At 65.0% G+C, this 11,716-nt stretch carries 11 protein-coding genes; 4 read left to right on the plus strand and 7 right to left on the minus strand.

Translation table 11 applies throughout. From position 1 onward, the window contains the following. Positions 1 to 16 precede the first annotated feature (16 nt). The 4 genes from purF (at position 17) to XH89_RS22300 (ending at position 3,959) form a co-directional block, all read left to right on the plus strand. Entirely contained in the window at positions 17 to 1,528 is a 1,512-nt protein-coding gene (gene purF, locus XH89_RS22285; protein ID WP_194462566.1) for an amidophosphoribosyltransferase, read from the plus strand. A 16-nt stretch (positions 1,529 to 1,544) separates the two neighbouring features. Next, entirely contained in the window at positions 1,545 to 1,688 is a 144-nt protein-coding gene (locus tag XH89_RS22290) for a hypothetical protein (protein WP_194462567.1), read from the plus strand. A gap of 87 nt (positions 1,689 to 1,775) precedes the next feature. Next, the gene (locus tag XH89_RS22295; RefSeq protein ID WP_194462568.1) at positions 1,776 to 2,516 is read left to right on the plus strand and encodes an SDR family NAD(P)-dependent oxidoreductase; all 741 of its coding nucleotides are present in this window, start codon (positions 1,776 to 1,778) and stop codon (positions 2,514 to 2,516) included. Positions 2,517 to 2,732: 216 nt separating this feature from the next. After that, positions 2,733 to 3,959: an ABC transporter substrate-binding protein gene (locus tag XH89_RS22300; protein WP_194462569.1), complete on the plus strand. Its 1,227-nt coding sequence runs from the start codon at positions 2,733 to 2,735 to the stop codon at positions 3,957 to 3,959. A 148-nt stretch (positions 3,960 to 4,107) separates the two neighbouring features. Here XH89_RS22300 and der read toward each other — a convergent pair whose 3' ends face one another. From der to XH89_RS22335, 7 genes are all read right to left on the minus strand, one after another. Continuing rightward, on the minus strand, positions 4,108 to 5,490 hold the full coding sequence (gene der, locus XH89_RS22305) for a ribosome biogenesis GTPase Der (protein WP_194462570.1): 1,383 nt from the start codon (positions 5,488 to 5,490) through the stop codon (positions 4,108 to 4,110). Between the two features lie 51 nt (positions 5,491 to 5,541). Next, positions 5,542 to 6,105: a hypothetical protein gene (locus XH89_RS22310; protein ID WP_194462571.1), complete on the minus strand. Its 564-nt coding sequence runs from the start codon at positions 6,103 to 6,105 to the stop codon at positions 5,542 to 5,544. Positions 6,106 to 6,148: 43 nt separating this feature from the next. Further along, positions 6,149 to 6,802 carry a tetratricopeptide repeat protein gene (locus XH89_RS22315; protein WP_194462572.1) on the minus strand — a complete coding sequence of 218 codons (654 nt, stop codon included), beginning with the start codon at positions 6,800 to 6,802 and terminating at the stop codon, positions 6,149 to 6,151. A 169-nt stretch (positions 6,803 to 6,971) separates the two neighbouring features. Further along, entirely contained in the window at positions 6,972 to 8,558 is a 1,587-nt protein-coding gene (locus XH89_RS22320) for a class I adenylate-forming enzyme family protein (protein ID WP_194462573.1), read from the minus strand. Positions 8,559 to 8,631: 73 nt separating this feature from the next. Then, entirely contained in the window at positions 8,632 to 9,216 is a 585-nt protein-coding gene (locus XH89_RS22325) for an NnrU family protein (protein WP_194462574.1), read from the minus strand. A 95-nt stretch (positions 9,217 to 9,311) separates the two neighbouring features. After that, positions 9,312 to 9,887 (minus strand): hypothetical protein, encoded by a 576-nt coding sequence (locus tag XH89_RS22330; RefSeq protein WP_194462575.1) that lies wholly within the window; start codon positions 9,885 to 9,887, stop codon positions 9,312 to 9,314. Positions 9,888 to 10,013: 126 nt separating this feature from the next. Continuing rightward, positions 10,014 to 11,636: a peptide chain release factor 3 gene (locus XH89_RS22335; protein WP_194462576.1), complete on the minus strand. Its 1,623-nt coding sequence runs from the start codon at positions 11,634 to 11,636 to the stop codon at positions 10,014 to 10,016. Positions 11,637 to 11,716: the final 80 nt, after the last annotated feature.

Here is an 11,716-nt window from a genome sequence, read left to right on the forward strand (position 1 = left end):
GAGAGGCGTGGACGAGATGCGACACCCTGACCAGGACGCCCAACTTGATCTCGATACCGGCCCGGCCGCGCTAGAGCTTCAGGACGACCTGGAGGGGGATACGCTCCGCGAGGAGTGCGGCGTCTTCGGCATCTACGGCCACCCTGACGCCGCCGCCATCACCGCGCTCGGCCTCCACGCCCTCCAGCACCGCGGCCAGGAAGCCGCCGGCATCGTCTCGTACGACGGCAGCCGCTTTCACTCCGAACGCCGGCTCGGCCTTGTCGGCGACACTTTCTCCCGCCGCGAGGTGATCGATCGCCTGCCCGGCAGCATGGCAGTCGGCCATGTCCGCTATGCCACGACCGGCGCCACCATCCTGCGCAACGTGCAGCCGCTGTTCGCCGAGCTCAATGCCGGCGGACTCGCGGTCGCGCACAACGGCAACCTCTCCAACGGCCTGACGCTGCGCCGCGAGCTCGTCAAGAACGGCGCGATGATGCAGTCGACCTCCGACACCGAGGTGATCCTGCACCTGGTGGCGCGCTCCAGGCGCAGCCGCTTCATCGAGCGCTATATCGACGCGCTGCGTGAGATCGAAGGCGCCTATGCGCTGGTCTCGCTCACCAACAAGAAGCTGGTCGGCGCGCGCGATCCGCGCGGCATTCGCCCGCTGGTACTGGGTGAGCTCGACGGCTGCCCGATCCTGACCTCGGAGACTTGCGCGCTCGACATCATCGGCGCGCGCTTCGTGCGCGACATCGAGCCCGGCGAAGTCATCGTGTTCGACGAGAACGGCCAGGACATCCACAAGCCCTTCCCGCCGATGGCGCCGCGCCCCTGCATCTTCGAATACATCTACTTCTCGCGTCCTGACTCCATCGTCCACGGCCGCTCGGTCTACGAGGTGCGCAAGGCCTTCGGTGCGCAGCTCGCGCGCGAGAGCCATGTGCCCGTCGACGTCGTGGTGCCGGTGCCGGATTCCGGCGTTCCCGCCGCGGTCGGCTACAGCCAGCATTCGGGCGTGCCGTTCGAGCTCGGCATCATCCGCAACCACTATGTCGGCCGCACCTTCATCCAACCGACGCAGGCGATCCGCGAATCCGGCGTGCGCATGAAGCACTCGGCCAACCGCGCCGCGATCGAGGGCAAGCGCATCATCCTGATCGACGACTCTCTGGTGCGCGGCACCACCTCGAAGAAGATCGTGCGCATGATGCGCGATGCCGGTGCCAAGGAGGTGCACTTCCGCCTCGCCTCGCCGCCGATCCTCTATCCTGATTATTACGGCATCGACCTGCCGGATCGCGGCGGCCTTTTGGCCGCGACGCATTCGCTGGAGGAGATGCGCGAGCTCATCGGCGCGGACTCGCTCGCCTTCCTGTCGATCGACGGCATGTACCGCGCGATGGGCGAGCCCGGCCGCGACCCCGCCAATCCGAAGTTTGCGGATCACTGCTTCACCGGCGTCTATCCGACCCACCTCACCGACCAGACCCAGACCGAGCCGCAACCGCGGCAGTTGTCGCTGCTGGCCGAGGCGAGCTGACGGCGTAGCGGCGCCGATGCAGACGATCATCGCCATTCTTTGCGGGGGGCTTTTGGTCGGCTTCATCGTCTTCGCGTTCGTCCAGGGCATGAAGGTCACGCCCAAGAGCTCGGAAAACGGCTCGAACGACGATAATAAGCAATTGACCCGCGACCGCTAAAGCGCGCAGGCAATAATTACGTCATACCAGGCTTGTCCCGGTGACCCATGTCTGTAAAACCCGTCGCAAAGACGTGGATATACGGACATGACAAAACCTCTCGCTGACCGCATCGCTCTCGTCACCGGCGCCTCGCGCGGCATCGGCTTTGCCACGGCCCTCGCGCTGGCGAAGGCCGGCGCGCATATCGTTGCCACCGCGCGCACGCAAGGCGGGCTCGAGGAGCTCGACGACGAGATCCGCAAACTCGGCGGCAGCGCGACGCTGGTACCACTCAACCTCACCGATTCCGACGGTATCGCGCGTCTCGGCGCCGGCCTGCACGAGCGCTACGGCAAGCTCGACATCCTCGTCGGCAATGCCGGCGTGCTCGGCCCCTCCTCGCCGATCGGCCATATCGAGCTGAAGACGTTCAACGACGTCATGGCCGTCAACGTCTCCGCGAACTTCCAGCTGATCCGCTGCATGGAGCCGCTGCTGAGGCAGTCCGACGCGGGGCGCGCCGTGTTCGTCACCTCGGGTGCCGCCAACAAGGCAACCGCCTATGTCAGCCCCTACGCCGCCTCCAAGGCCGCGCTGGAGACGCTGGCACGCGCCTGGGCGCAGGAGACCGCGAACACGGCCATCCGCGTCAATTTGTTCAACCCCGGCCCGGTCCGCACCCGCATGCGCGCAACGCTAATGCCGGGCGAGGATCCTGCGACGCTCGACACGCCCGAGCAGGTCGCCGAATTCATCATTCCGATGTGCGCCCCTGATTGGACCGAGACCGGCAAGTTCTATGACTACAAGACGCGCAGCCTGATGAGCTTTCGCGCGCCGGCCTGATAATTCACGCGCCTCGCCGCGATCCAGACTGCCTCCTCGCGCTGAAATAGCGCCTCAACGCATCTTGCCCAAAAGTTAACCGACGGATGACGCTACGACGCAGCATCATCCGGCTTTAGGCGGATTGCCGCCGTCCCTGGGACAGGCTACGGAATTCGCCGGACCAAGGTTCCGCAAGAGAGCCGTCCGCATATTTGACAATGGAGGAAACCTTTTATGACGATGTTCGCGCGCCGCTCAGCGGCTCTTCTGGCCTGCGCCGCCGCCTTCGGTTTTGCATCAGCCGCTTCCGCCCAGGACAAGACCGTCACGATCGGCGTGCTCAACGACATGTCGAGCCTTTACGCCGATATCGGAGGCCCCGGCTCGGTGCTCGCCGTCAACATGGCGGTCGAGGACTCCGGTCTCCGCGCCAAGGGCTGGAAGATCGAGGTCGTCAGCGGCGACCACCAGAACAAGCCCGATATCGGCGTCAACATCGCGCGGCAGTGGATCGACACCCAGAAGGTCGACATGATCACCGATACGCCGAACTCCGGCGTGGCGCTGGCGGTCAGCAACGTCGCCAAGGAAAAGAACATCGTCCTGCTCAACAATGGCGGCGCCAGCGCCGACATCACCGGCAAGGCCTGCAACGCCAACACCATCTCCTATACTTACGACACCTACATGCTCGCCACCGGCACCGGCAAGGCGCTGACCAAGGCCGGCGGCGACAGCTGGTTCTTCCTGACCGCCGACTACGCCTTCGGTGCGGCGCTCGAGCGCGACACCAGTGCGGTCGTGACCGCGAATGGCGGCAAGGTGCTCGGCGGCGTCAAGCATCCGCTCAACACGTCCGACTTCTCGTCCTTCCTGCTCCAGGCCCAGAACTCCAAGGCGAAGATCGTCGGGCTTGCCAATGCCGGCGGCGACACCACCAACGCGATCAAGCAGGCGGCCGAGTTCGGCATCGTCGAGGGCGGCCAGAAGCTCGCCGCGCTCCTGCTCTTCATCAACGACGTCCACTCGCTCGGTCTCAAGACCGCGCACGGCCTGACTTTCACCGAATCCTTCTACTGGGACCTGAACGACAACACCCGTGCCTGGTCGAAGCGTTTCCAGGAAAAGGCGGCCAACAAGGCGATGCCCTCGATGACGCAGGCTGGCAACTATGCCGGCGTGATCCATTACCTCAAGGCACTCGAGGCGCTCGGCGGCAATCCGCATGACGGCGCAAAGGTCGTCGCCAAGATGAAGGAAATCCCGACTGACGATCCGCTGTTCGGCAAGGGCCCGCTGCGCGAGGACGGCCGCCGCATCATCCCGGCCTATCTGTTCGAGGTGAAGAAGCCGGAGGAGTCGAAGGGGCCCTGGGACTATTACAAGCTGGTTGCGAACATCCCGGCGGAAGAAGCCGCCAGGCCGCTCAAGGACAGCGAGTGCCCGCTGGTGAAGAAGTAACCCAGTCAGCGCTGCCGTAGGGTGGGCAATGGCGCGAAAGCGCCGTGCCCACCGCTCTCTGCAACAAACAGACGGTGGGCACGCTTCCGCCTTCGCTCTTCGAGCTTCGGCGGACAAGTCGCTTTGCCCACCCTACGAAGCTATCTACTCACGACGGCCGCTTGCGCTTGTGGGCGAAGGGGTTGGCCTTCTCTCGCAGGGTAATGCGCACCGGTGTGCCCGGCAGCTCGAAGGTCTCGCGCATCGAATTGGTCAGGTAACGCAGGTACGACTGCGGCACCGCATCGGCGCGCGAGCAGAACAGCACGAAGCTCGGCGGCCGCGCCTTGGTCTGGGTGATGTAGTTCAGCTTCAGCCTGCGGCCGGACACCGCGGGTGGCGGATTGGCTTGGATCGCCTGCTCAAACCAGCGATTGAGCGCGGAGGTCGGCACGCGCCTGTTCCAGATTGCGTAGGCGTCCTGGATCGCCTGCATCAGGCGATCGATGCCCTCGCCCATCAGGCCGGAGACGGCGACGATGGGCACGCCCTTGAGCTGCGGCAGCCAATGGTCGGCGTCGCGGCGCAGACCCGAGATCGCGCCGCCGCCCTTGGTCTCCATCAGGTCCCATTTGTTGACGGCAAGTACGACCGCCCGGCCCTCGCGCTCGATCAGGTCGGCGATGCGCAGATCCTGCTCCTCGAAGCGGTTCTGCGTATCCATCATCAGCACGACGACTTCGGCAAAGCGCACCGCGCGCAGCGCATCCGCCACCGAGAGCTTCTCCAGCTTCTCCTCGATGCGCGAGCGCCGGCGCAGGCCTGCGGTGTCGAACACGCGGAAATCGCGGCCCTTCCAGTTGATTTCGACCGCGATGGAATCGCGCGTGGTGCCGGCCTCGGGGCTCGTCAGCAGGCGTTCCTCGCCGAGCAGATGGTTGATCAAGGTCGACTTGCCGGCATTGGGACGGCCGACGATCGCAACCCGGATCGGTCGCGTTGCGGCCTCCTCCTCGGACAGCGGCGCGTCGTCCTCGGCCTCATCCTCCTCGACCGGCTCCGGCATCAGCCTGGCGAGCGCATCGTAAAGCTCGCCCATGCCCTCGCCATGCTCGGCGGAGATCTGGATGGGATCGCCGAGGCCGAGCGCAAAGGATTCCATCGCGCCGGCGTCGCCATGCTTGCCCTCGCTCTTGTTGGCAACCAGCAGCACCGGCTTGTTGGCGCGGCGGGCGAAATCGGCAAAGGCGCGATCGGTCGGCGTGAGACCGACACGGGCATCGATCACGAAGAACAGCGCATCGGCCTGCGCGATCGCGGCCTCGGTCTGCTCCTGCATGCGCGCGGTCAGCGAGCCCTTGGCGCCTTCGTCGAGGCCGGCGGTATCGATGATGGTGAATTGGAGATCGCCGAGCCTGGCCTCGCCCTCGCGGCGGTCGCGGGTGACGCCCGGCAGATCATCGACGAGCGCAAGCTTCTGTCCGACCAGGCGGTTGAACAGCGTCGACTTGCCGACATTGGGCCGGCCGATGATGGCGATCGTAAAGGACATCGGTCATTCGTGCGCCGCGGAGGCTGCGCCTGTCAATTCAGTGAAAAAATGTCAGCGTGAGAAACCGCCGCTCGGCAGCGGCGCCGGGAAAGCGCCCTGCGTCTGCTGTTGCGGGGTGGCTTGCGCCGGTGGTGCCGGCTGCTGGGCGGGTTGCTGGTCTGGCGGCGGTGCTGTGGTGCGCTTGCGGACGATCTTGTGCTTGGGCGGCGGAGCAGCCGGCGCTGGCGCCGCCTCAGGCTGGACCTCGCCATCGACCTCGCCGGCCGGCGCTTCGGCCGGAGCGGCCGCGGTGGGCGCCGGTTGCCTGGACTTCTTGCCCTTGGCGGACTTCGATGGCTTTGCCGGTTCGGCGGGCGGCGGCTCAGCCGGGAGTGCCGCAACGGCAGGCGCGTTCGGATCCGGTTGCTGCTGCGCGCCCTTATACATCTCCTTGGGCACGCCCTGCTCCAGACCCGGTACGCCCTCGGGGAACACCGGCTTGCGCTCGCCCGGCAGCTTCTTCTTGGTGTCGAGCCAGTCGAGCATATCGCTCGGATCGAAGCTGGAGCAACCGCCCAGGACGCCCGTGAAGGCGATCAGGACGGCAGCTGCGATCAAACGTGGCGTGCGGCGCATATCAGTATCTCGTCTAAGCTTTCGGGACCGTCAGCTCGCAAGCTCAGCTTTTGGCGACGGGCGGCAGCAGGGCCTGGAGCGCCTCGGCGCGCGAGCGCAGGCCGGGCGGCGTTTCGCCGTCCTCGGCGATTGCGTCGAGCCATTTGCGCGCCGAAGTCATGTCGTTGTTGCGCCAGGCCGACAGCGCCAGCAACTCGCGAGCGCTGTGGCGGAAGGTCGATTTGGGTTCGGCGGACGTCTCCAGACGCTGCTGGATGTCGGCGTAGCTCGCGCTGTCCACCAGCAGGCTGGCCGCGCGAATCTTCGCCAGATCCTGCCACTCGCTGCCGATGCTGCGGTCGGCGGCGATGTCGTCGTACATCTTGGCCGCAGCCTTGGGATCGCGGGCCGACGCCTCCGCCGCGGCGCGGAGCCGCGACAGGGTACGATAGCCAGAGGGAGCCTTGGCAGCGAGATCGGCGAAGGCCGTCTCGGCCTCGGCATGCTTGCCCTGCTCCGACAGCTCGGCGGCCTTCTCGAAGGTCGCGCCGGCCTCGGCGGCCTTCTTGGCCTCCAGGTACTGATAGCCGCGCCAGCCGCCCACGGCGGCCACGATCAGCACCATCAGGGCGATAAAGTAGAGCGAATATTTGTCCCACAGCTTCTTGAGCTGCTCGCGACGTACTTCCTCGTCGACTTCGTCAAATAATTCAGACACTTAAGCTAATCCCATGCCCGGCCGGGAGCGCGCGCCAGATCGCGCGCGTCTAAGGCCCGTCCCCACGTCGCGGCGGCGATACCCTATCGATATGGCGGTGGCAAGGCAAAGCAAGCCCGATCAAGGCGTTAACGCGCGATCCGGGATAGTCCGGGGCTGCGGGAGGTCCCTACCAGAGCTCCCGCAACTGTCGCTTCAGCACCTTACCATTGGCGTTGCGCGGCAGGGGATCGGCGGTGATCACCATTGTCTCCGGCACCTTGTAGTCGGACAGCCGTTCGGCACACCAGGCCCGTAAGTCGTCGCTGCCGACCTGTGTCCGCGTGACCACGACCGCGTGGACGCGCTCGCCCAGCACCGGGCACGGCTTTGCGATGATCGCGCTCTCGACCACGGCGGGATGGCCGGCCAGCACCGATTCGACCTCGGCCGAATAGATCTTGAGGCCGCCGCGATTGATCATGTCCTTCTGCCGGTCGAACACGCGGACGAACCCGTCGGCATCGACCGAGCCCAGATCGCCCGAATGCCAGAAGCCGGCGGTAAAGCTCTCGGCCGTGGCCTTCGGGTTGTTCCAGTAGCCCTTGATGACGGAGGCGCTTCTAATCCAGAGCTCGCCGATCCCGCCGGGCGGCAGTTCGCGGCCATCCGCCCCCATCGCGATGATCCGCGCACCCGGACACGGCAGGCCGACACTATCGATATGGCTCGCCGTCAGTTCGCCCGGCATGATGGTGGACGGCGACGTCGTTTCGGTCGCGCCGTAGCAGTTCGCAAGCTTCAGGCCCGGAATCGTCGCCTTCAGCTTCTCGATGGTTGCGACCGGCATCGGCGCGCCACCGAAGCCGCCGATGCGCCAGCTCGAGAGATCGTAGCTGTCGAAATCGGGCTGCAGCAGACAGAGATTGTACATCGCCGGCACCATCACCGTGTAGGTGACGCGCTCGCGCGCGGCGAGCTTGAGGTAATCGGCAGCCCTGAACTCCGGCATGATGATCAGCGCGCCGCCGCAGCGGATCATCGTCGTGATGTTGGCCACGACGCCGGTGACGTGGCCGAGCGGGACGGCTGCGATCGAGCGGTCGGCTTGCGTCAATTGCAGGCAGGCCACGAACACCATCGAGGAATGCACGATGTTGCAATGGGCCAGCATCGCGCCCTTCGGCTTGCCCGTGGTGCCCGACGTATAGAGGATCATCGCGGTGTCCTCCTCACCGACGTCGATCGGCGTTGGGGCCGGCGCGTTGTCCGCCAGCACGGAGAAGCGCGAAAGCTTCATGTCATCATCGACGGCAATACGGTGCATCACGTCGGGAACATCGCGCGCATCCGGCAGCCGTCCAGCGAGCGCCGCCTCGTGGATCAGGATCTTGGCGCCGCAATCGGCGAGCACATAGGCGATCTCCGGCTTCTGCTGACGCGTGCTGAGCAACACCGTAACCAGCCCCTCATGCGCGGCGGCGAACAGCAGCAGTGGAAATTCGATGCGGTTGCCGAGCAGGATCGCGACACGGTCGCCGCGTTGCAGGCCGAGCTTGCGAAAACCCGATGCAATCCGCGCCGCCAGCTCCACCGTTTGCCACCAGCTCAGCCGGACATTGCCGCAGACGAGCGCTTCGCCGTCGACATTGCGCGCGGCGGCCTCCGCGATCATTGCCCACAAGCTCGAAGGCCGATCGACGAAGGCCGGCACCACCCGGTCACCAAAGCGCGCCTCGAACCGCATCGGCGGGATCTGAGATTGCGACCAATCCATCGGAGGATCCTCGTCTTGTTGCTTTTGTCACCTTCCCCGCATGGGCAGGGAAGTGAAGTCTTGCGCCGATCGGCTAGCCACCCATGACGGGAACGCCGATCACGACAGGATGGAACGCAAACGCCAGCGCCAGATAGGCGACGATACCGACCGCGACCGCGATCAGATCGTTGGTGATGCCGCCCACCGGAATCGGCGGGCCACCGGCATCGGTGCGATGCTTCAGCGAAATGCGGTCGTAGACGCCCCAGCCCAGGAACGAGCCGAACAGGATGATGGAGCCGAGATCGCCGTTGGCGAGCAGATGTGCAGCCGCCCACAGTTTGACGCCGGCGAGCATCGGATGCTTCAGCGTCGCATAGATGCGCCCGCGCACATAGGACGCGACCACCAGGATCACCGCAGGCAACATCAGCGCAACCGTGATGTGCTTCATCGCCTTCGGCGGATACCAGACATCGATCCAGCCGGAGCTGCGATAATGGCCAAAGCCCCAGACGATCAGCGCCAGTCCCGCAAGCGAGACGACAGAATAGAGGATCTTGTAGGTCCCCTCGCCCAGCCGCGCGATCGCCTGCGCGCGTGCGTCACGTTTCGTGGTGAAAACATGGGCGGCGAAAAACAGCACCAGCCCCAGGATCATAACCAATAGACCCACGACATTCTCCCCTTAACCCAGCGCCCCACCTCTGAGGTATCATCGATTGGCCGCAGCTCGCAACTCTCGTTCCTCATGGTGAGGAGTCTGCGGAGCTAGTTCTTGAGTTCGCGATTGTCGACGTAGCGGATCGCGATTGGGCGTCCGGCCAAAGCGCCGCCGAGCCCGTTGGTGAACTTCAGCGGCAAGCAAGCGTTCAGCGATGAATTGATGGCGTTGAGATAGGTCGTCCTTGTGTCGGCCGGGACACCCGCGGTCGCAAAGGTCAGCCGCGGCGGACCGATCAGGCCGCCGGTTCTATTGAAGCTGAAGCGGACGGCCATCTGCATGCCTGCGCGCGCGTTGTCCGAGGGCGGTGACCAGCAGGTACGCAGCTCAGCGAAGAGATCGCCGATCGTATCGAGATCGTGATCCGGCTTTTGATACTTGGCCCGATCAGCCTCCGCCGGCACGCTCTCGATCGTGAGCTGGAGATTCTGGCCATAGGGATAGTCCATCTCGGGAATGCAGGGGCCGGGCTCGAGCGGACTGCAATAGGACGGCGTGCAGGGCGGGCCGTCGAGAACGCTGCACGGCTCATGCGCAAACGGGATCGGATTGATCTGGCGACGTTGCGCGTCGGCGACGGTCGATATCGCCAACAGCGTGAAAACGAGGATGCCGCGCCACATGCTTTGAGCTCGCGATGTTACGTCGGTGAAACGTGGCATCCTCGATGAACGCGTCAACCCCGCGGCCGTTCACATGCTCGCGTTCAGGCACGGTGGGGCTGCAGAGCCGAGGACGCGGCCGCCGCCTTAACCCTTCTTCTTGACGTCCTTGACGTTGGTGAACTCGATGCCCTCAGCGCGCTCTTTGGTGTAGCCGAGATAGAACTCGTTCCGGGCGAGATAGACGGGGTCGCCGTCGACGTCATCGGCAATGCTCGAGGTATTTGCGGCGATGAAGGTGTCGAGCTTCTTGCGGTCCTCCGAGGAGACCCAGCGCGCGAGCTGAAACTCACTCACCTCGAACTCCACGGGCAGCGAATATTCCGCCTCCAGCCGCGCCTTGAGCACGTCGAGCTGCAGTGCACCGACCACGCCGACCAGCGCGGGCGCACCGTCGCGCGGACGAAACACCTGCACCACGCCCTCTTCCGACATCTGCTGAAGCGCTTCCTTCAGCTTCTTCGCTTTCATCGCATCGGTAAGACGGACGCGGCGGACGATTTCCGGGGCGAAGCTCGGCACGCCGACGAAATTGAAGTCCTCGCCTTCGGTCAGCGTGTCGCCGATGCGCAGCGTGCCGTGATTGGGGATGCCGACGACGTCGCCGGCGAAGGCCTCATCCGCCACCGAACGGTCCTGGGCAAAGAAGAATTGCGGGCTCGACAGCGGCATGCTCTTGCCGGTGCGCACGAGCTTGGCCTTCATGCCACGGCTGAGCTTGCCAGAGCAGAGGCGCGCAAAGGCAATGCGGTCGCGATGGTTCGGATCCATGTTCGCCTGGATCTTGAACACGAAGGCGCTCATGCGCGGATCGGTCGCTTCGACCTTACGCTGGTCGCTGTCCTGCGCCCGCGGCTCGGGGGCGAATTTGCCAAGACCTTCGAGCAGGTCGCCGACGCCGAAATTGCGCAGCGCGCTGCCGAAATAAACCGGCGTCAAATGGCCCTCGCGGAACGCCTCGAGCTCGAACGGCTTTGAGGCCTCGGTCACGAGCTCGAGCTCGTCCTTCACCGCGGCGGCGTCGAGATTGGCGTTGAGCTTGGCGAGTTCGGCGATCTCAATCTGCTGCGCCGCGCCGGTCTTGGCGCCGCCGCCTTCGAGCAGGCGCACACCGCCATTGATGACGTCATAGGTGCCGAGGAAGTCGCGGCCGCGGCCGACCGGCCAGGTCATCGGCGTGGTGTCGAGCGCCAGCGTCTTCTCGATCTCGTCGAGCAGCTCGAACACGTCGCGGCTCTCGCGGTCCATCTTGTTGATGAAGGTGATGATCGGGATATCCCGAAGACGACACACCTCGAACAATTTTCGAGTCCGTGCCTCGATGCCCTTGGCGGCGTCGATCACCATGACAGCGGAATCGACCGCCGTCAGCGTGCGATAGGTATCTTCCGAAAAGTCTTCGTGGCCCGGCGTGTCCAGGAGGTTGAAGACGAGGCCCTCGAACTCGAAGGTCATCACCGAGGTCACGACCGAGATGCCGCGCTCGCGCTCGATCTTCATCCAGTCCGAACGGGTGTTGCGCCGCTCGCCCTTGGCCTTGACCTGGCCGGCGAGGTTGATGGCGCCGCCGAACAGCAGCAGCTTCTCGGTCAGCGTGGTCTTGCCGGCGTCAGGATGGGAGATGATCGCAAAGGTGCGCCGCCGCGCCACTTCTGCAGCAAGCGGGGAACGGGCCGGCGATTCGGCTGTGGTGGCGGCAATGTCGGACATGGCGGGAGCGTTTGGCAGGGAAAATGAGAGGGATCAAGCCTCATTTGGTGATTGCGCAGCCCTTCGGCCAGCCCCATATC

It is taken from the genome of Bradyrhizobium sp. CCBAU 53340, assembly GCF_015291645.1.
Classification (GTDB): domain Bacteria; phylum Pseudomonadota; class Alphaproteobacteria; order Rhizobiales; family Xanthobacteraceae; genus Bradyrhizobium.